The organism is Marinobacter sediminum, from assembly GCF_016820575.1.
Classification (GTDB): domain Bacteria; phylum Pseudomonadota; class Gammaproteobacteria; order Pseudomonadales; family Oleiphilaceae; genus Marinobacter; species Marinobacter sediminum.
In genome coordinates this window covers 217747-237858 of the sequence record NZ_JAEMQH010000003.1, presented here as the reverse complement: position 1 = coordinate 237858, position 20112 = coordinate 217747, and the positions used below count along the sequence as shown (strand labels likewise).

The 20112-nt window shown below is 57.5% G+C and carries 16 protein-coding genes; 5 read left to right on the top strand and 11 right to left on the bottom strand.

All coding sequences use genetic code 11. The annotated features are described in order from the left end of the window. Positions 1–67: 67 nt before the first annotated feature. Positions 68–1288, bottom strand: a complete 1221-nt coding sequence (locus tag FGO67_RS14575; protein WP_203301408.1) for an acyl-CoA dehydrogenase family protein — start codon at positions 1286–1288, stop codon at positions 68–70. A 145-nt stretch (positions 1289–1433) separates the two neighbouring features. On the opposite strand from FGO67_RS14575, the gene FGO67_RS14570 reads away from it, so the two are divergent. Further along, complete coding sequence (locus FGO67_RS14570) at positions 1434–2327, top strand: LysR family transcriptional regulator (RefSeq protein ID WP_203301407.1); 894 nt, start codon at positions 1434–1436, stop codon at positions 2325–2327. An 8-nt stretch (positions 2328–2335) separates the two neighbouring features. On the opposite strand, the gene FGO67_RS14565 is transcribed toward FGO67_RS14570, so the two are convergent. Both FGO67_RS14565 and FGO67_RS14560 read right to left on the bottom strand, forming a co-directional pair. Continuing rightward, the gene (locus FGO67_RS14565) at positions 2336–2692 is read right to left on the bottom strand and encodes a hypothetical protein (RefSeq protein WP_203301406.1); all 357 of its coding nucleotides are present in this window, start codon (positions 2690–2692) and stop codon (positions 2336–2338) included. Between the two features lie 27 nt (positions 2693–2719). Beyond that, positions 2720–3484 carry an EAL domain-containing protein gene (locus FGO67_RS14560; protein WP_203301405.1) on the bottom strand — a complete coding sequence of 255 codons (765 nt, stop codon included), beginning with the start codon at positions 3482–3484 and terminating at the stop codon, positions 2720–2722. Positions 3485–3676: 192 nt separating this feature from the next. On the opposite strand from FGO67_RS14560, the gene FGO67_RS14555 reads away from it, so the two are divergent. Continuing rightward, complete coding sequence (locus FGO67_RS14555) at positions 3677–4831, top strand: isocitrate/isopropylmalate dehydrogenase family protein (protein ID WP_203301404.1); 1155 nt, start codon at positions 3677–3679, stop codon at positions 4829–4831. A 58-nt stretch (positions 4832–4889) separates the two neighbouring features. Here the strand turns inward: FGO67_RS14555 and FGO67_RS14550 are convergent, their stop codons facing one another. The 3 genes from FGO67_RS14550 to FGO67_RS14540 all read right to left on the bottom strand — a co-directional run bounded on the left by FGO67_RS14550 (position 4890) and on the right by FGO67_RS14540 (position 6990). After that, positions 4890–5462: a YceB family lipoprotein gene (locus FGO67_RS14550; protein WP_203301403.1), complete on the bottom strand. Its 573-nt coding sequence runs from the start codon at positions 5460–5462 to the stop codon at positions 4890–4892. A gap of 100 nt (positions 5463–5562) precedes the next feature. After that, on the bottom strand, positions 5563–5754 hold the full coding sequence (locus FGO67_RS14545; RefSeq protein ID WP_203301402.1) for a CPXCG motif-containing cysteine-rich protein: 192 nt from the start codon (positions 5752–5754) through the stop codon (positions 5563–5565). 9 nt (positions 5755–5763) lie between these two features. Next, positions 5764–6990 (bottom strand): pyridoxal phosphate-dependent aminotransferase, encoded by a 1227-nt coding sequence (locus tag FGO67_RS14540; protein WP_203301401.1) that lies wholly within the window; start codon positions 6988–6990, stop codon positions 5764–5766. 229 nt (positions 6991–7219) lie between these two features. Between FGO67_RS14540 and FGO67_RS14535 the strand changes: the two genes are divergently transcribed. Then, positions 7220–8203, top strand: coding sequence for a D-2-hydroxyacid dehydrogenase (locus FGO67_RS14535; protein ID WP_203301400.1), 984 nt, complete (start codon positions 7220–7222; stop codon positions 8201–8203). Positions 8204–8222: 19 nt separating this feature from the next. On the opposite strand, the gene FGO67_RS14530 is transcribed toward FGO67_RS14535, so the two are convergent. The 5 genes from FGO67_RS14530 to FGO67_RS14510 form a co-directional block, all read right to left on the bottom strand. Further along, positions 8223–9233, bottom strand: a complete 1011-nt coding sequence (locus FGO67_RS14530; RefSeq protein WP_238942468.1) for a fatty acid desaturase family protein — start codon at positions 9231–9233, stop codon at positions 8223–8225. A 350-nt stretch (positions 9234–9583) separates the two neighbouring features. Beyond that, entirely contained in the window at positions 9584–10249 is a 666-nt protein-coding gene (locus FGO67_RS14525; protein WP_203301398.1) for a LuxR C-terminal-related transcriptional regulator, read from the bottom strand. A 41-nt stretch (positions 10250–10290) separates the two neighbouring features. Further along, positions 10291–12240: an acetate--CoA ligase gene (gene acs, locus FGO67_RS14520; RefSeq protein WP_203301397.1), complete on the bottom strand. Its 1950-nt coding sequence runs from the start codon at positions 12238–12240 to the stop codon at positions 10291–10293. Positions 12241–12587: 347 nt separating this feature from the next. Next, positions 12588–14126 (bottom strand): fatty acyl-CoA reductase, encoded by a 1539-nt coding sequence (locus FGO67_RS14515; protein ID WP_203301396.1) that lies wholly within the window; start codon positions 14124–14126, stop codon positions 12588–12590. 232 nt (positions 14127–14358) lie between these two features. Further along, complete coding sequence (locus tag FGO67_RS14510) at positions 14359–15636, bottom strand: AAA family ATPase (RefSeq protein ID WP_238942467.1); 1278 nt, start codon at positions 15634–15636, stop codon at positions 14359–14361. Positions 15637–15901: 265 nt separating this feature from the next. Here FGO67_RS14510 and FGO67_RS14505 point away from each other — a divergent pair, with 265 nt between their 5' ends. Next, complete coding sequence (locus FGO67_RS14505) at positions 15902–17884, top strand: HDOD domain-containing protein (RefSeq protein ID WP_203301394.1); 1983 nt, start codon at positions 15902–15904, stop codon at positions 17882–17884. Positions 17885–17908: 24 nt separating this feature from the next. After that, entirely contained in the window at positions 17909–20095 is a 2187-nt protein-coding gene (locus FGO67_RS14500; protein WP_203301393.1) for a putative bifunctional diguanylate cyclase/phosphodiesterase, read from the top strand. Positions 20096–20112: the final 17 nt, after the last annotated feature.

The window sequence follows — 20112 nt, the reverse complement described above, 5'->3', positions numbered from 1 at the left end:
CAAGCGTCACATGGACGTGCTTGAGCGGGTTTCAGAAATAGCCACCCGCCAGTTCCACCCCTCAGGCTCAGGAATTTCTGTTCTTATATTTGGCCAACTCAAGACGAGCCACCATAGCCCGATGCACCTCATCGGGCCCATCCGCCAACCTCAGAACCCGAGCATAGGCAAACAACTGAGTCAGCGGGAAGTCGTCATCGCTGACACCTGCGCCACCGTGAATCTGAATAGCCTGATCAACAATGGTCTGCAGCATCGCCGGAATGACCGCCTTGATCATCGAAACCTCCTGCAGCGCACCAGCAATGCCCTTGGTATCCAGCGCCCAGGCGCATTTCAGAGTCAGCAGGCGCGCCTGCTCAATAGACATGCGGGCATTGGCGATGATGTCCGGGTTACCGCCCAGCTTGGCAATCGGCCGGCCAAACGCCTCACGGCTGGTGGCACGTTTGATCAGCAACTCCAGCGTACGCTCCGCAGCACCGATGGCACGCATGCAGTGGTGCACCCGGCCTGGCCCCAAACGCCCTTGGGCAATCTCAAAACCGCGACCCGGCCCGGCAATAAAGGCACTCTTGGGCAGGCGGACATTGTCGAAAACCACCTCGCCATGGCCATAAGGTTCATCATACTCGCCAAAAACCGGAAGCATACGCTCAATGCGAACGCCCGGCGTATCCAGCGGCACCAGAACCATCGAATGACGACGATGCTTTTGGGCATCCGGATCGGTCATGCCCATGAAGATGGCGACCTTGCAGTCCGGGTGACCGATACCCGTGCTCCACCACTTACGGCCGTTTAGCACCACCTCATCACCCTCAACCACGGCGGTGGCTTCCATATTGGTGGCATCGGAAGAGGCCACGCCCGGCTCGGTCATGCAGAATGCCGACCGGATCTCGCCGCTCATCAGGCGCGGCAGCCATTCGGCTTTCTGTTCCTCGGAACCGTAGTGGATCAGCACCTCCATGTTGCCGGTATCCGGCGCATTGCAGTTAAAGATCTCCGGGGCGATGAAACTGCGGCCAGTTTCCTCGGCAATCAGGGCATAATCGGAATTGAGCAGGCCACAGCCGTGTTTCTCATCCGGGAAGAACATGTTCCACAGACCCTGGGCCTTGGCCTTCTCCTTCAGCTCCTTGATGATCGGGAGAACCACCCAGCGGTTGTCCTGGGACGCCAGTTCCTTGTGATACTGCGCCTCAATCGGAAAAATCTCGTCGACCATAAACGCCTTTACGCGTTTGAGATAATCCTGGCCCCGTTCGGAAATATTGAAATCCATCGCCCTATCCTCGCTAAAATCCTGACGGCTGGTGCATTGAATTGATCACAATGGAGCCAGTCTAGGACCCGCCAAACTATTACGCGACTGAATTATTCTTATCCTTTATCATTACCCATGCTTATTCACTGACACGGATTTCAACATGGCTCTGAATCGCCTCGACCTGAACCTGCTGCACGTCTTCGACACCATCTATCGCGAAGGCAGCCTCACCCGCGCTGCCCGGGCCCTGCACCTGACTCAGCCTGCGGTCAGCCACTCCCTGTCGCGGCTTCGAGACCATTTTGATGACCCCCTGTTCACCCGGCAGGGTAACCAGATGGTGCCCACGCCACTGGCCCGCCGGTTCCTGGAGTCCATGCGGCCCGGCCTTAATCAGATACAGGGTGCGGTAAACCAGTTTCACGCCTTTGACCCGGCCAGCCAACGCAAAACCTACTCACTGGGGCTGCGGGATATTCTCGAGTCCACCTTCCTGCCGCAGTTGATGAAACGACTGGTGCCCTACCCCGAGCTGGAGATTGTCAGTCAGCGGATTCCCCGACGGGATATGGAAACCCAGCTGGCAGCCGGAAAACTGGACTTTGCGGTGGATGTACTACTGCCGGTCAGCAACCAGACATCGCACCAGCTGTTGCGGCGGGACCGGTTGGTGTTGATTGCCCGCAACGACCACCCTCTGACCAAGGGCAAGTTGACGATGGAAGAATATCTGAAGGCAAAGCACGTTCTGGTGTCGTCGAGGACGGAAGGGCCTGGTATCGAGGATTTTGAGCTTTCACGCCTGGGGGTGCAGCGGGATATCCGATTGCGCTGCCAGCACTATTTCGCGGCCTGCCGGGTAGTTGAGGAAACCGACCTGCTCCTGACCATGCCCGAAACCTACGCCCGGATCATCGCCGAGCGGGCCAGCCTGACCCTGATGGATCCGCCGGCGGAGTTGCCGTCCATTGATGTGCACCTGTACTGGCACCGGGCCTATGAAAAAGAACCGGCACTGATCTGGTTCCGGGAGCAGCTGAGAGAAATCGCTTAAGATGCGGCTCAGTAGGCGCCCACGGCCATCAAGAAGCCAAAGAAGCCGGCTCCGGTGATTGCCATGGCGGCCAGGACAATACCAAAACCCCACCAGATGGCAGCCCCGTCAGAGATATTTACGTCGTGCCCGCGAAGGGTCCGGTAAAACGCCCAAGGCCCCAGCACGAAGGCGCCGACCACGGCAAAAATCAGCCCGACACTGATACCGGCAAAGGTCCAGGTAGCCAACGCCGTGGCGCGGTCCGACACCTGATCGGTCACCCCATGACGTTCAAGGAATTTCTTGCAGAAAAACCAGAGCAGTGCGAAAAGTGCGACGACGAATATGAGCCCGCCGATGAAAGTAATGATGCGGTAGAGCAAAAGAAGACCCTTTTAGTTTGGCCCGCCTCAGGCCGGAAAATCCGGTTGCGGCAGACATTCGAATCCCGGTTTGGCGAACAGAAAACCCTGATACAGGTGGATACCCTGGGACCGCAGCCAGAAATATTCCTGTTTGGTTTCCACGCCCTCGGCCACGATGCGCCCGCCCAGCTGCTTCATCATGGCAATAATACCAGACACCACCGCCTGCTTATTCGGCTGGTCGTGAATGTTCCGAACCAGGCCCATATCCAGTTTGAGAATATCAGGCGGGCTTGCCATCATAATATTGTACCGCGAATAGCCTGCACCGAAATCATCGATGGCGGTGGCAAAGCCCATTTCCTTATAAGCCTCAATGATCGACACCAGGTGATCAACCGATGCCAGGTGCTCGTTTTCGGTGAGCTCGAAAATGATTTTTCGGGTGTCGAAGTTGTAGGTTTTCGCGGCAGCAAGCGTGGTTCGGATACAGTGCTCAGGCTGGTACACGGCATTAGGCATGAAATTAATGCTCAACCGCGTTTCCATCCCGAGCCGGGATGCCAGTTTCACTGCTTTCACCCGACACACTTGGTCGAAGGTATAACGATTCCGCTCACTCACCCTTTCCAGGACGCTCAATGCCCCTTCACCCTCCGTCCCCCGAACGAGCGCTTCGTAAGCATAGACGGACTGATTCACAACATCGACAATAGGTTGAAAGGCAAATGAGAAGGAAAAGTCCAAACCTTCGCCACACTCACATTGACCACAGTGGCTCTCATCAAAAAGTACAGCGGACTGTTTCACTTATCCTCCTCAGTTGTAGGGTCAGGATTCTTCTTTAAAAGTGTATTGATTTCAGGGCACTAAAGACCCCATCACACTGCAGATAAAAGTTTTGCCTGCCGATTTGAGGCCGGCGCTGGCGGCTCCCCCCTATCCGACTAAACTGGGGGACAAAATCTTGTACGCGCAAAAACCAGAAAAGGAGTACTCCGAATGGCAGAAACAACTCGCATCGCAGTCACCCCCGGTGACGGCATTGGGCCGGAAGTGGTGGGTGAAGCCGTCCGTTGCCTGGAAACCCTGCGCGCAAAACACGGCCTGGCGGTGGAGTGGACCCGATTCCCCTGGCCTTCCCATGCCTGGCACGAGGAACACGGCGAATCCATGCCTGAAGACGCCCTCGCGCAACTCCAGGCTTACGATGCAATTCTCCTGGGCGCCCTGGGTGATCCGGGCCCAATCGACGATGCCGAGCGCTATCTGCTCTCGGACAGCGTCTCACTGGCCCCCCTGCTGGAGATGCGCAAAGGTTTTGATCAATGGGTGTGCGAGCGCCCTGCCCGCCTGCTGCCGGGCGCACGACAATATCTGGCCGATGAGCGGGCCAAAGACATCGACATGCTGGTAATCCGGGAGAACTCCGAAGGCGAGTACGTCAGCCAAGGCGGACGCCTGCGCAAAGGAACGGCGGACGAAGTGGCCACCCAGATGGAGGTTTTTACCCGTAAAGCCACCGACCGGATCATCCGCTATGGTTTCGAGCAGGCAAGGAAGCGGGCCGCTGAACGACTTAAACAGGGGCGTACACGCAGTTTCCGCACGCTCAATGGGCGAACCTGCGAAAGTCAGGTGTGTCTGGTGACCAAGCGCAATGCGCTTAGGCATTGGGGTGACATGTACACTGAGGCGTTCGAGGCAATCAGCGAAGAGTACCCGGATGTGGCAACCCACCATGAACTGGTGGATGCCGCCTGCATGAAGTTTGTGCAAAGCCCTTGGGCTTTTGATGTGGTGGTTGCCAGCAACCTTCAGGGCGATATCCTGACCGACCTCGCCGCGGTATTGTCCGGGGGAATGGGGGTTGCACCCTCGTGTAACCTGAACCCGACCGATCCGGACATGCCTTCCATGTTCGAACCCACTCACGGCAGCGCGCCGGACATCGCGGGTCAGGGACTTGCGGACCCAACGGCCATGCTATTCACCACGGCGCGCATGCTGGAATGGCTGGGCCGGAAAGACCCTAACCTGGCTGCGGCAGGCCAGGAACTGTTCGAGGCGGTGGCTGCTGATTTGGCCGAGAACGCTGGCAGCCAACGTGGCACCCATGAGATTGGTGCCGCCATCTGCAAACGGCTGACAAACTAAACCCGATTACGGCGGCGCACCTGCACAGCGCCGCCGTTGTTGCCAGCCGCCCCTTTTTCTACTGATCTGCCATCACGAATTCCAGTCGGCCCGGGGCCACCCGCACATCCACTGGCATGGCGCCAAACATACGCTGGGCAAAGTTGGTTTCATCCAGGCGGTAAACCGGCATGGTTTCCAGCATCTGGGCCACAGCCCGCATCACATGTTCGGTTATCGGTTTCAGGTCACCCCGGAAAAATGGGGAATCGATACTGCTATCCAGTAACTGCAGCCGCCGGATGAAGATGGCCTTCTCTGTGCTGTCGTAGACCGGTGCGCCTTCCACCTTGAGCGCAATATCCACTGGCAACCGGGCCAGCATCGCATTAACCGCCACCTGCCCTTTGACGTCGATCACCGCCACATCCCGGCCATCCGGCCCCAGAGTAATATTGGCATCGCTCAAACTGAGACTCAGTGGCGAACCACTTTTGAGTTGCTGTCGATCAAAATCGCTCACAACATCCTGAAGGTGCCGTTCGAGCTCGCCCTCGGAAATCGAATAGGGCGACAGACTGGCGCAGCCGCCAGTCAATGCCAACGTCAGTAAAACCAGGGCCCAAAGACCAGACTTAGAAACAGTGCGCATGTTGGGATTGCCTCCGTGAGTTTGGCTTCTATCCTGAGGCACGGCGCCAAGCAGGAGCAAGGCAGCAAGATTAAGGATCGGTCAGAATTGCCCGGCGCAGCTACTCGTTCTCTGCGCGGGCATCAACATGGGGGGTGAGATCGTCGTCAAACGTCACGTGGATGACGATGGGCCGACAACAGACCTGGCAGTCTTCCACATACTCCTGCTCAAGCACTGACGGGTCAACGCTTACATCCAGCGTCTCCCAGCAGTAAGGGCATTGTATGAGGACAGACTCCAGGGCTGACATTATGGCTCCTCAGAATTGTTGCTTCGCCATCCAGGGAATGACGCGATCAAAGGCTTCCTCCAGCTTCTCACAGGTTGTCGAGAAACTGATCCGCACCGCGTTGGTAGATGCCTCACCGAACGCATCGCCCGGCACCATACAGACACCGGTTTCCTTCAACATACGAAGCGCGAGGTCGGAGCCATCCACATGGGGTGGCAAGCCCGGGAACGCGAAGAAGGCACCGCCAGGCTTGTAGCCGGTCATGTAAGGCGTCTGGTCAATCAGCTCCACCACCTTGTCACGGCGCTCCTTATAGATGCTAACCATGTCCTGCACGCACTGTTGATCGCCGGTAAGCGCCGCCACACCAGCAAACTGGGACGGCGTGTTGGCCACCGACGTGGTGAACATGTGGTACCGGCGCAGGGATTTGATCGCCGCCTGACTCGCGATCACCCAGCCAACCCGCAACCCAGCCATGCTGTAGGTCTTGGAAAAACTGCTGATACACATGATGTTGTCCAGGTCCATGGAGCAGTTCAGGACGCTGGCGAAATCGTCATCGTCGAAGATCAGGTGGTCATAGACTTCGTCGGCGTAGACCTGGATTCCCCGGTACGCGCACTCCTCCAGTATGGTCTCCACCGTGCTGCGCGGATACACCGCACCGGTCGGGTTATTGGGGTTGTTCAGAATCAACGCGAAGGTGCGCGGACCCATGGCGCGGATGACTTCGTCCGGATCGAGCTGGTGATCGTTCTCAGCATGGGTTGGTACAAACTTGACCTCACCACCGTTCATCCGAATCAGGGGTGCGTAAAGCAGGAACGATGGATCCGTCACGATGAACTGACGGCCCGGCGCCGATGTGGCCGAGATCGCCAGGTACATGGCCTCGGTGGCACCACTGGTGATCAGAATGTTGTCGCGGGTCAACTTGCGGTTGTAGCGCTTGCCGTAGTAATCCCTGAGCGCAACCAGCAGCTCTGGCAGGCCGGCATCCATGGTGTAGCCGGTTTGCCCAGCATTCAGCGCCTCAATGTAGGCGTCAATAATATGCTTGGGTGTCGGCAAATCAGGCTGACCGATCGAAAGATGAATAACATCCTTCATCGACGCCGCCATGTTTACCATGCGGCGGATGCCCGGCACAGGAATCGCCTGCATGGCAGGATTCCAGCTGGCCTTGTTCTTCCGGTACTTCACTTTACGTGGTCTGGACTGGCCAGTCTCGTAGTTGGCAGAGTCTGCCATAAAACACCTCCTGCGAGCGGGGCAAAAATAACCTACCCCTGCAGGTTAGCCAGTAAGAACAGGCCATACAAGACAAAAAAGCAGAAAGATACTGTCGGTAAAATCACCTTGCCCATACTCACACAAACCCGCTTTTACCAACCACAAGTTGACCGCACCGCACGGGGATACCAGACTGTCGTGAGACCCGGCGTGAGGGTCGCCATTAAGCTCACAACGCGGAGGTTCAATGACACAGCCAATCACACCCGTGGTAACCGTTCTTACTGCACCCGGCGAGCCGGAGCCACCGGGCATGGACGCACTCAGGGCGCGGGCGGAGGTGCGATTCGCCTGCGACGAGCAGACGCTGAGAGACACCTTGCCGGGCACCGACGTCATGATGGTCACCGACTTCCGCACCGAGGCCCTTGAAGCGGCTTGGGAGTCCGCGGACAAGCTCCAGTGGATTCATGCCACCAGTGCCGGGGTTGACGCACTGATGTTTCCAGCTCTGATTCACAGCGACGTGGTGGTCACCAATGCCCGGGGCATTTTCGACCGCACCATTGCCGAGTACGTGCTCTGCACCATCCTGATGTTCGCCAAGGATTTTCCGGGCTCCATCCGCTTGCAAATGAAGCATCAGTGGAAGCACCGGGATACCGAGCGCGCCGAAGGCAAACAGGTGCTGGTGGTGGGTGCCGGCTCCATCGGTCGTCAGATCGGCCGCCTGGTGAGTGCCGCCGGACTGAATGCCCACGGAATTGCCCGCACACCCCGCCACGACGACCCGGATTTTGTTGCCGTGCACGGCAACGACGAACTGTTCGAACAGCTAGGGCACGCAGACTACGTGGTAATTGCCGCACCGCTAACGCCGCAGACCGAGGGCCTGTTCGATGAGAAGGCGTTCAAGGCCATGAAATCATCGGCCAGACTGATCAACATTGGCCGCGGCCCCATCGTCAAAACCAACGATCTGATTGCCGCGCTGCGGGATGGCGAAATTGCCGGGGCAGGCCTGGACGTATTTGAAGAAGAGCCCCTGCCGGAAAATCACCCTCTGTGGGACATGGAGAACGTCACCATGACCGCCCACATGGCCGGTGACTTTATCGGCTGGAAGCGGGCGCTCACCGATCAATTTCTGGAGAACTTCGACCACTGGCACGCCAGCGGCGAGCTGTTCAACCTCGTCAATAAAGAGCTGGGATACGCCGGCAGCAAATAACCTGCCGGCGCGGGTGCCGTCAGCCTCGATTGCTGGCGGCGTACTGTTGCTGCAAAGGCAGCAGATCCACCACCCGCTCCGGCCGGTTCGGATCCACCAGTTCAGTGGACGACTTGTAGACCCGGGGCGTGGTGTACAACAGCTTCAGTGCTGTGCTGTGGGGCATCGCCACGTAACGCTCACCATGGTGTTGTTCCAACCATGCCCGAACCCGGGGCGCCTTGTTAGAGGCCATCTTCGGGAAGAAATGATGCTCCACATGGTGACTGAAACGGAAGTGCAGCCGGTCAAGAATCGGATGGCTACGCAGGCTCATGGAGTTGTCCAACGGGTTATTGGTGGCGGTCTGAGGCCGCAGGAAGTGGTTGGTCAGGATATACCCCTGCCCCAGAACGTTCGCCACCATGAACGGAATCAGCACGGTGAACACCGCCAGCGGGCCCGACAGCACCGCCAACCCCGCCCAGGCCACCACACAGACCACCGATTGCCGGATCGCCCGGGCCCGATCAAAGCCCTTGAACTGTTTACGCTTGCGGGCCTGGAACCACAGCACCAGCTGGGCGTGAAAGGTGAATGAATAAGTCAGGAACAAATAGCTGTACCAGGTGCCAGACCCCGGAGCGAGCTTGGTGAATTTCTTTTGCTTGGGATCGGCACGGTATCGGCGCAGGGTGCCAAAGCTGTCCGGATCGGTATCACCGGCGTTGGTGTTGCCATGGTGAATCACGTTATGCCACTTGCGCCAGAACTCCGGCGGTACCACAAATGGCCCGAACCCGAGCCAGCCCAGAAAGTTCTGCCAGCGCCGGCTCATCCCCAAAGCACCGTGCAACACCTCATGGGCCAGCAAGGCCTGGCACCCGATGCTGTGACCAACCACCAGCCCCAGCATCAGATTGGCATACCAGGGCAACCCCGCCAGCAGAATCGTCGCGATCCCACCCCAGATCATCAACTGCAGCGGCACGAACCAAATCACCCGCCAGGTTTGTGGCTTGAAGGTATCGGCCGGCAGGTCCTTCTTCATTCGGTCTCTGAGCTCACGTTCATCAGGCCTTCCATACACGGCTTGGCCCAGCGCATCAGGCTTCACGGCTGCGTTCATTTGTCACCTTTACTCTTTCAAGAAATCAGACCGGCGCACTCTAAATCATTTTGAGAGTACATGTGTGCGCCGAATTTACAGAAGGAACGTAATGCCATCAATACCATTTCGATTAATTCTTTGTGAAACGTATAAAAATGCGTACACGCGTACCACTTCAAAAAAGGGCAAAGAAGAGACCAAAAGTCAAAATGATGGGAAACAAATTCAAGGCATAAAAAAACGGGAGCCCAAGGGCTCCCGTTTCACATTCACGCTGATTAGCGGCGCTATCAACTGCCAGACAGGGACTGATCCGAAGGATCGATCTCCATCTGCTGGATCGCAATGACCGCTTGAGTCCGGTTACGAACCCCCAGCTTCCGGAATACGGCGGTGATGTGAGCCTTGATGGTGGCCTCGGACACATCCAGATCGTAGGCGATCTGCTTGTTCAGAAGCCCTTCGGCCAACATGCCCAACACCCGGAATTGCTGAGGTGTCAGCGACGCCAACTTCTCGGAAAAATCCGTGGCGTCTGAGTGCATGCGCTCAATCTTGTCCGCTACTCCATCCGGCAGCCAGACATCCCCTTCCAGAACGTCCTGAATGGCTTCGGTGATGGTGGGCAGGGGCGCAGATTTGGGAATGAAGCCGGACGCACCGTAGTCGATCGAGCGGCGCATGACCTGCATTTCCTCCGAACCCGACACAACCACCACCGGCAATCCTGGGTACTGTCCACGCATGAACACCAGTCCGGAGAAGCCATGGGCGCCCGGCATGTTCAGATCCAGCAAAACCAGATCCGCATCCGGATGCGACTCTACCGCCGCCTGCAGAGCCTTGATGCTATCGACTTCAACCGTCTGAGCATCGGGCACCGCCTGACTGACCGCCTGCTTCAATGCTGCGCGAAACAACGGGTGATCATCAGCGACGATAATTGTTTGTGCCATTCAACAGATTCCTTAACAGGGTTGCGGTCTTGGATGCGACCTTATTTAAATTCACGACTGCTGATCAGCTCATCAACCACACCCGGGTCTGCCAGGGTGGACGTATCGCCAAGCTGATCGTGCTCATTGGCAGCGATTTTACGCAAAATCCGCCGCATAATCTTGCCCGAACGAGTCTTGGGCAGTCCAGGTGCCCATTGAATCACATCCGGCGACGCGATCGGACCAATCTCCTTGCGCACCCACTGCACCAGTTCTTTCTTCAGCTCATCGGATGGCTCTTCGCCCTGCACCAGAGTGACATAGACATAGATGCCCTGCCCCTTGATGTCGTGAGGGAAACCAACCACGGCGGCCTCGGCAACCTTGCTATGGGCGACCAGCGCACTTTCGACTTCCGCCGTACCCAAGCGATGACCGGACACGTTCAGGACGTCGTCGACACGGCCGGTAATCCAGTAATACCCGTCTTCATCACGGCGCGCGCCATCACCGGTGAAATACCGACCCTTGTACGTGCTGAAGTAAGTCTGCTTGAAGCGCTCATGATCACCGTAAATGGTGCGCATCTGCCCCGGCCAGCTGTCCATGATCACCAGGTTGCCCTCGGTAGCGCCTTCCAGGACGTTGCCATCGTTATCGACCAGGGCCGGCTGAACACCGAAGAACGGTACGGTCGCCGAACCCGGCTTGAGATCGGTAGCGCCCGGCAATGGCGAAATCAGGATGCCACCGGTTTCGGTCTGCCACCAGGTATCCACAATCGGGCATTTGCTGTTGCCAATGACCCGGTGATACCACTCCCACGCCTCCGGATTGATCGGCTCACCGACCGAACCCAGCAGCTTCAGGCTGTCGCGCTTGGTACCGTCCATGCACGACTCACCTTCGGCCATCAGGGCCCGGATGGCGGTGGGCGCCGTGTACAGGATATTGACCTGGTGCTTATCGACCACCTGTCCCATACGGGAGCTGTTCGGGTAGTTGGGCACACCTTCGAACAGCACGGTGATGGCACCATTGGCCAGTGGGCCGTACAAAATGTAGCTATGACCGGTCACCCAGCCAAAGTCGGCGGTGCACCAATAAACGTCGCCTTCGTGATAGTCGAAGACGTACTCGTGCGTCATCGACGCATACACCATGTAGCCGCCGGTAGTGTGCAACACACCCTTAGGCGCGCCGGTGGAGCCCGAGGTATACAGCATGAACAGCGGGTCTTCCGCATTCATGGGTTCGGGCGGGCAATCTGCCGAGGCAGACTGCATGAGATCTTCGTACTTCACATCGCGGCTGTCGTCCCAGGGCACTTCGGAATTACCGGTGCGGGTAACCACCACCACTTTTTCCACCGCATCAGTGCCGTCGATCTTCAGGGCCGCGTTGACGTTTTTCTTCAGCGGAATCTTGCGGCCGCCACGAACACCTTCATCGGCCGTGACCACGAACCGGGATTTGCCGTTAACAATGCGGGCACCCAGGGCCTCGGGCGAGAAGCCGCCAAAAACTACGGAGTGAATCGCGCCGATGCGAGCGCAAGCCAGCATGGCGACCGCGGTTTCAACGATCATCGGCATATAGATGGTGACAACATCGCCCTTCTTTACACCCAACCCCTTGAGTACATTCGCAAACTTGCTGGTTTCCTCGTGCAGCTCACGGTAGGTCACGTGGCGAGAATCCGCCGGGTCGTCACCCTCAAAGATAATGGCGGTCTGGTCACCCTTTTTCTCAAGGTGACGATCAAGACAGTTGGCGGAGGCGTTCAGTTCGCCATCCTCAAACCACTTGATGGACAGGTTGTCGAAATCGTAGGTGGTGTTCTTGACCTTGGTGTAGGGCTTGATCCACTCAAGTCGCTTGCCGTGCTCTGACCAGAACGCATCGGGATTCTCGATCGATTCACGATACATCGCGTTGTACTGATCCCGATTAACCAGAGCCCGCTGGGCTACTTCCGGCGCTACTGGAAAGACGTGTTTCTCAGTCATGGTGCTCCCCTTTTTCAGAGTCTTTTGTCATTGTCGAAATGGAAAAAAGAGCGGTGCGGCCAGCTCGGGCCTAAAGTACGACGAATGTCTGTAGTACAACACGGGTTCGACTGAACAATTAATTAGACTAACGTCCTAACGTGCCTGAACTTTTGAAGCAGATGCCTATTAACTGTCGCGAGCCATGACAGACACGCAGCGAACTGCGCCGCTGGACGAGAAACACCTTTAAGAATAGACAGAACGAGACTGTTCGCAACCTCGGCTGACGCCGACGAACAATGAGGATAGGTGCGGGAGAAATACGTGGGCCGACCCAGCCGGGCCGGCCCACGATTGGTTTGGTATTACGCCGCTTTCTTGCGGGTTTTAGCAGAGCGTAGACTGTACAGCTTGCGCTCTTTCAACGCGTAGCGGTTCAGGCCGGCTAGATGAATCTTGCGCAGGTAGACACTCCAGTCGATCTGACGGGCATCAACCGGGAACAACACGCGATCCAGTCCGCCCATCCTGGACGACAGGGCCAACAGACCATCGTTCTGGAAGACGTAATCCGGCGCCGTGTAGAAGCCAAAAATTGTGGCCAGCGAGCGCGTGGTATCCAGATTCCTTAGCGCCTTCAACTCCCGATTGTGGCCCAGCAACTTGAGCATCCGACTGGTGAAACTCAGCGGAATACGTACACCACCAACCACGGTATCAAACAGTTTCCGATTCACGGCAACGAACGGCTTGCTGGGCCGACGGTAAAACAGCTGGTCATAATCGGAGTAATTTGCCTTGGCCTCGACCATCAGATGATCAATGAATTCACCGAGCGAAATCGGGTTGCTGCTACCGCTGCAACATTGGTAAATGCGTTGATCAGCCGGCTCTGACAGGGCCTCGGCCAGTGACAGAATTATGCTATTGGCCACCAGATCCACTGGAATGACATCAATTACACCGGAGCGTTTGCCGGGGAACAGGGTCACCTTCTCCCGCGCGTAAGCGAGGATAATGGCATCGGCCACTTTCACCCCTTCAATCCAGCCAGGCGCGGGCTCTTCCAGGGCGCTTTCGATAATGGAGGGGCGGACAATGGTCAGGGACCGACCAGCCAGCGCTTTCATCAGCAGCTGTTCGCCCAACCATTTGGTGAATGTATAGGTGTCGCTCCAGCCGTAGCGGTTGGCCTCCCGGATACCAAGATCCACCAGCTTTTTTTCCAGGGCCTTACCAGAGTAACGCGAGCGTACGTCGGCGATCTTGTCGTCCAGCAGACGCACCAGTTCGTCAATCTCGTAGTAGCCATCGACACTGCGCGGCACGGCCTCGCCCGCCGGCTTGACCACCTCTTCAGACACCTGCCCGGAGTTCATGCCATTAACGTAGCAGGTCGAGACCTGAAGAACTGCCAGCCGACTGTTCTGACGAGCCAGCTCGGCAATGTTATCGAGACAGCGGGTGTTGATCGCCAGGGCCTTATCCAGCTCCTCCCGGAAGTTAACGCTGGCGGCGGAGTTGATCACGGCATCAATGCCCTTGGCCAGGGCCTGGAATTGTTTAGCGGGCAGCCCGAACATCGGCTCCGTCACTTCCCCGGTTACGCAGTGCACGCGCTCTTCCACAAAGGCCTCGAAAGCCTCGTTGTCGTCGGAGCGCAATCGCTCAAACACCGACGAAGTCGCAATTTCGTCGAGGAATCGTGCCCTCGCTTCGGGGTGTCGCTTGTTTCCCCGGACCAGCAGATGAATGCCGCCGATATCCGGAACCGTCCGAATCAGTTTTTCGAGTACAACCTTGCCCAGGAACCCGGTTGTGCCGGTAATCAGGACATGCTTCCCGCGGAGCTGTTCAAGAACTTTGGACGACGACTCTCCGGTATTCAATTGCGATGTTGCCATTAGAAGAACTCCTTCTCTATTACCTATATCTACAGCCGCTCTAACAGCCTGTCGGCGGGAAATCTGTTGATGAAATGCGCAGGAAATATCCACTGCATATTGCGGGCCACGATCGTCTACGGTGATTGATTTTTACACAACCAGGATTACAGTGCGGTGACACACTGCAAAGTTACTCCACAAAAAGTGCGAATAAAATTACAAATAAAATAGGGAAGGTATCTCGCTGATTTCAGTGCTGGTTGCGACCGCTTGCCGCCAAAGAACGCAGTAACTCATCGAGGGAAATTTCGGCTGGCTGTTCCCGCAGCGCGCGCACCAGACGCTCCTGTTCACCGAAACTGACCCGGTCATAAACCGGATCCGTCTGCTCGTTTTTTTCCGGCGCGGGAAGCACCTGAGGTGCGGCTGGCACGATCTGGTCGGCCAGATGTCGGAGATGGGTGGCCAGGTGCTTCCTATGTTCTTCGCTCAGCTTCTCCCATTCGAGTGAGCCGAGCCCCGTCTGAATAATTTCGATGGTGTCACTGTCCGGGGCGCTCCCCAGCAGTGCAAAAAGGCGGGTAAATGCTTCATAACGAAGCAGGGCGTTATCGGGCGTTTGAACCAGTACAGACTCCAGTTCACTCACTGCCTGCAGGCAACGTTCCTTCGGACTGGCCGGAGCAGCCGATCCCGCGGATGCCTGCCGGGCTTCCGACTGCTGGCGCGAAACCCGATGCCAATAGGCGGCTATGCCGGCCTTTCTTGGCGTCAGCTGGGCCAAACGAACATTGAGCATGTCAGCCAGGGTATGGAACTGGCGGCAGGATGGATCGGCTACCGGCAGCAAGGCCACCGGCTTCTGATTCAGCACCGATTGCCTGAGAGTTTCGTCCCGCCAGATGCCACCCATATAGTGAAGAGACAAGCCGAGGTGACGTTGGGCCGCACTATCTAACCGCTGGAATACGGAGCGGGCCTGGCTGGCGCCCTGGGCCATATTCACTAACACGCTGGGCACCCGCTTGTAGCCACGACGCCGGATAACCTTGATCAGCGAGAAAGCATCGGTCAAGGACGCGGGATCCGGGGTAACGACAATACAAGCAAGCTCAGCGGACGCGATCATGTGCAAACTGGGCGCCTGCAGGCCGGCCGCAGTATCCGTGATGACGTAATCGTACTGGCTTTCAAGCTGGGACAAGGCCCGCAGAATCCGCAAGCTGTCAGTCGGCCCCATGTCCATGCATTCCTGGACACCTGAGGCCCCCGGCACGATATGCAGGCCATAATCCGTTTCCAGCAATGTGTCCTGCAACCGACACTCACCGGCAATCACGTTCGCCAGGGTTTGCTTGGGGTACATCCCCACCATGATGCTGACGTTGGCCAGGTCTGTATCGCCGTCCAGCAGGAGAACGCGTTTATCCTGGCGCGCCAGGGTCAACGCCAGATTGAGCGCAACTGACGTTTTACCCACGCCACCTTTGCCGCCAGTAATCGCGATTGTTCTGTGTTGGTTCGGCATCTGCTTCGCTGGCCCTTTTTTTGCTGGCTCTTTTACAGGCATGACCAGAAATTTGCTCGCCTACATGTTAGCATTCGCGCGCTGAAACCTGTAAAAAGTCTACACACATCACGCAACAGAAAACATTTTGTTCAAAAAAGCAACAATGAGTATTTAATAACGACGGATAATTGTCTAAGCTCCAAAACCAAAACAAGAACGAAGAATACCGTCGACAACCTATTGAATAACCAAAAACTAATTATGAATGGGGCGGATAGGCTTCATGGATTTAGCTCCTGATCTTCAGTTACCGAGTATTCCGGAGGTTACCCTTCGAGCGCTCGAAGCCTGCCAGCGAGAAGAAAGCTACCGCACTATCAGCGAAATTGTATCTGTCGACACTGCACTGGTTGCGCGGGTCCTGGCCTTGGTCAATTCCGCTCTTTACCGACCCGAAGCCCCCATCAAGTCTGTCGAGCAGGCCCTACTCCGACTCGGCATCCGCCGCTTCCATACCCTGCTACTGACTACCGCGCTGCGCCAGCTGCTGTTCGAACTGGGCGGAGACGAGTGGCAGCAGCTCCGCGACTTCTGGCGACACTCGCTGACCACAGCACTGACGGCTCGGGCGCTGGCCACCCTGACCCGATACCAGGAGCCGGACGAAGCCTTCATGCTCGGCATGCTGCATAATATCGGCGAACTGATCGCACTGAAAACGCCGGCCCCGGAAGCGCAGGAATACTACGTCAGTCACCAACCCGAGGTAGCCGCTGAATTAGTGACCACCTGGGGACTGGGCGCCATGGCCGCCGATGCCATGCGCTACCAGCAGGCACTTCCAAACGAACTCCGGGATGCCAGCCACCTGGTCAAACTGATCAGCCTTGCCACACGCCTTGCCCTTTCTGATGCCGCCGGCATTGCTGCGGCAACAACGGTTTTTGGCCTGAACGAAGAACTCACCCGGGAAATCAACCGCCGGATCGCCAACGAAGTATCCAGCATGGCGGCCTCCATGGGCATCCCTCTGGATGACGACTATGACGGCGACAGTGCCACCCGGAAACTGAAGCAGACCATTCTACAGCAGGCCATTGCCAGCCAGGCTCTGGGGCTGGCCGATCTGCAGGGCCCAAGGCACCAGGTGCTGTCGGAAACGGTGAACAGCCTGACGCTTATCACCGGGCTTCCAGCTCTCTGCTTCGGCCACACCGAGGACAGCCTGGTGCTGCTGTCGGGCACCGCCGGTGACACCCCGCAGTTTGCCCTGTCTGCGCAATCCGGCGGCAGCGTCCTTACCGAAGCTTTCACGACGGGCCAGCCGGTCAGTCTGGGCACTCGCACTCCCACCGTACTGGATCGACAGCTGCTTTCGCTGCTGCGCACGCCTTCTCTACTCGCTGTGCCGGTAGTTACGGGTAATGAATGCCCCGGAGTGTTTGCGTTGGGTACCGATAACGCAAATCTTCAGCCCACCACCGAGCTGGCACTGCTGTTCACCCGGCAACTTTCAGCGAGCCTGGCTGAGCAAGCACCCGAACCCCAGGACCCCACCCAGCCAGACGAGATTCAACAAGAGCTGGCGCGACAGCACCTGCGCTCGCAGATTCACGAAGTCAGCAACCCGCTGACCATCATCCGGCAATACATCTACCAGCTTCGAAACCGACTTGACGACACCGAGGTTCAGCAGGAGCTCGACATCATTCGTGACGAACTGGATCGCGCTGGCGACCTGTTGCTGAACATGAGCCGCAACGACAATGCACCAGAGGACACCGGCAGCATCGAGCTCAATGCCGAGCTCAAGGATTTGTCACGCATTCTTGAAGACAGTCTGTTTTCCGACGGGCGCAGCTCGCTCAACGTGCTACTTTGTGACCATCCAACCACGTTGGCCTCTGACGCTGCGCCGCTTCGCCAGATTGTCATAAACCTGGTTCGTAATGCGGCCGAAAGCCTGCCCGAACAGGGGGGCGAGGTGCTAATACGCACTGCTGCTCCGGTCTGGCAGAACAATCGCGCCTGGGTGGAACTGGAGATTACCGACACCGGCGAAGGAATACCGGACCAGGTTCGGAACTCCCTGTTTTCACCGGTAGCAACAACGAAAGGGAACGGCCACAGTGGATTGGGCCTGAGTATTGTAAAGCAGCTGACTGATGACATGGAGGGCATCATAGCTTGTCGCACGGGGCACGAAGGCACCACCTTCAGGATATTGCTACCGGCGGCCAGCGATATAAAAAACCAGACCGACTGACGTAGAGATAACGGACACAGACCGATGGCACCTGAAGTCACTGCACAGCATTTCAGTAACGGGTTGGCAGCCCGCATTCTGGTGGTGGATGACGAACCGCGCCTGCTTGATACCCTCGCAAAGCTGCTGCGATCTCGCGGCTACGAGGTCACTGAGGCCCACGGTGGCAAAAGGGCCTGTGCTCTTATTGATGCCCAAAGGTTTGATCTGGCACTGCTCGATTTGCGGATGCCCGAGGTGGACGGATTCGATGTCATGGTTCACCTGACCAATGTGCAGCCGGAATGTGGCGCCATTGTGGTCAGTGGTGAAAGCTCATTCAGCGCAGTCAGTCGCGCACTCCGGCGTGGTGCGCTGGACTACATCCGAAAGCCCTTTGATCCCGATGAACTGCTGGCTACGGTTGCCAGTGTCGCCAGTAAGCAAAGCCTGCTCAAGGCGCACGAGCATGTCCAGCTGCGACTGGAAAAATCCGAAGCCCTGCACCGATACATCGTCAACAGCTCACCCGACATCGTGTTCATGCTTGATGATAACGGCCGCTTCTGCTTTGTGAACAGCAAGGTTGAGAGCCTGCTGGGCTATCAGCCCGGGGAGCTGTGTGACCGGCACTTCCGGCATATTCTGGATGACCGGGATATTGCCCGGGGCATGTACGCCCTGAACGGCCCCAACATCTCTGCCGACAATCCCAGGACCCTTGAAGTTCGGCTGAAGACCCGGGGCAGCCGACGCGCGACCCGACACTTCGAAATCACCGCGTTCCCGATCGACCCACAAACCTGGCCGCACTCAGATGCCACCCGCGGCGGCGGAAGCGGCAAATCGGCGCGTTACTACGGCACCGCGCGGGATGTCACCGAGCGTAAGGAAGCCGAGGCCTTCATCAATTTCCAGGCCTACCACGACCTGCTGACCCGCCTGCCCAACCGGGCCCTGTTCAAGGACCGGCTGGAGCTGGCAATAACCCAGGCCCGACGCAGCGGCCAGAAGTTGGCCGTCATGTTCCTCGATCTTGATCGCTTCAAGGTTGTGAACGATACCCTCGGCCACGCCATGGGCGACCGTCTGCTCCAGGCTGTGACCCATCGGCTGGAAGACTGTTTGCGCAAGGGCGACACCCTGTCACGTTTTGGCGGCGACGAATTTACCCTGCTGCTGCCTTCGATCCGCACCCATGAGGATGCCCGGCTTATTGCCAAGAAACTGATCAAAGCCCTGCGGGCACCGTTTCAGCTTGGCGAGCACGAAGTGTTCGTGGGCGTGAGTATCGGCATTGCGATTTTCCCGGACGCGGGCGAAAGCATGGATCAACTGATCCAGAATTCTGACATCGCCATGTACCACGTAAAAGCCAAAGGCAAAGACGGCTACCGCTTCTTCTCGGAGTCCATGAGCATCGATTCCGCGAATCGCCTCAACCTGGAGCGGGACCTGCGACTGGCCCTGGAACGAGACGAATTGCGGGTGTTCTATCAGCCCCAGGTCTGTTCAACCACCAACCGGATTGTTGGCCTGGAGGCGCTGGTGCGTTGGCAGCACCCCGAGCGGGGACTGCTCTACCCCCGGGATTTTCTCCCGCTGGCCGAGGAAACCCGACTGATTGGCCAACTCAGCGAGCGGGTGCTCGATCAGGCCTGCCAGGACGTAGGAGCCTGGATTCGCTCCGGCTATCCGGATCTGCGCCTGGCCGTGAACCTCTCGCCGGTGCAGGTTGAACACCCCAAGTTTGTCGAGACGCTGATGGAGCGGGTGCAGGCCCACCAGTTCCCGGCCGGGAATCTGGAGATTGAGATCACCGAAAACGTGATCATGCACGACCTTGAACAGATCAGTCAGAAATTACGGGAACTGGCTGCCCTTGGTGTCCGGATCGCCATTGACGACTTCGGCACCGGTTATTCTTCCCTGAATTACCTGCATCGACTCCCCATCCACACCCTCAAGGTGGATCAATCCTTTGTTAAGGCCATTCGCAGTGGCGACGACGGCGCCTGCATCGTCAACGCCATCGTGGCCATGGCGCACGGACTGAAACTGGAAATCGTAGCCGAGGGTGTGGAAACCGACGAACAGCTGTCATACCTGCGCAGCCTGGGCTGTCATCAGGTTCAGGGCTTCTTCTACGGCCCTGCACGGCCTGCCGTGCATATTTCCCGAACCCTGGGGCAGCCCACGATCAAAGCCGCCACCACTCAGCCCGCCTTCTGATTGTCCGACACTCCTAG

What these genes read in the sequence shown, in the direction of transcription:
- FGO67_RS14575 (WP_203301408.1), bottom strand. Translation starts at nt 1,288, where the DNA reads ATGGATTTCAATATTTCCGAACGGGGCCAGGATTATCTCAAACGCGTA.
- FGO67_RS14570 (WP_203301407.1), top strand. Translation starts at nt 1,434, where the DNA reads ATGGCTCTGAATCGCCTCGACCTGAACCTGCTGCACGTCTTCGACACC.
- FGO67_RS14555 (WP_203301404.1), top strand. Translation starts at nt 3,677, where the DNA reads ATGGCAGAAACAACTCGCATCGCAGTCACCCCCGGTGACGGCATTGGG.
- FGO67_RS14550 (WP_203301403.1), bottom strand. Translation starts at nt 5,462, where the DNA reads ATGCGCACTGTTTCTAAGTCTGGTCTTTGGGCCCTGGTTTTACTGACG.
- FGO67_RS14545 (WP_203301402.1), bottom strand. Translation starts at nt 5,754, where the DNA reads ATGTCAGCCCTGGAGTCTGTCCTCATACAATGCCCTTACTGCTGGGAG.
- FGO67_RS14540 (WP_203301401.1), bottom strand. Translation starts at nt 6,990, where the DNA reads ATGGCAGACTCTGCCAACTACGAGACTGGCCAGTCCAGACCACGTAAA.
- FGO67_RS14535 (WP_203301400.1), top strand. Translation starts at nt 7,220, where the DNA reads ATGACACAGCCAATCACACCCGTGGTAACCGTTCTTACTGCACCCGGC.
- FGO67_RS14530 (WP_238942468.1), bottom strand. Translation starts at nt 9,233, where the DNA reads ATGAAGAAGGACCTGCCGGCCGATACCTTCAAGCCACAAACCTGGCGG.
- FGO67_RS14525 (WP_203301398.1), bottom strand. Translation starts at nt 10,249, where the DNA reads ATGGCACAAACAATTATCGTCGCTGATGATCACCCGTTGTTTCGCGCA.
- acs (WP_203301397.1), bottom strand. Translation starts at nt 12,240, where the DNA reads ATGACTGAGAAACACGTCTTTCCAGTAGCGCCGGAAGTAGCCCAGCGG.
- FGO67_RS14515 (WP_203301396.1), bottom strand. Translation starts at nt 14,126, where the DNA reads ATGGCAACATCGCAATTGAATACCGGAGAGTCGTCGTCCAAAGTTCTT.
- FGO67_RS14510 (WP_238942467.1), bottom strand. Translation starts at nt 15,636, where the DNA reads ATGCCGAACCAACACAGAACAATCGCGATTACTGGCGGCAAAGGTGGC.
- FGO67_RS14505 (WP_203301394.1), top strand. Translation starts at nt 15,902, where the DNA reads ATGGATTTAGCTCCTGATCTTCAGTTACCGAGTATTCCGGAGGTTACC.
- FGO67_RS14500 (WP_203301393.1), top strand. Translation starts at nt 17,909, where the DNA reads ATGGCACCTGAAGTCACTGCACAGCATTTCAGTAACGGGTTGGCAGCC.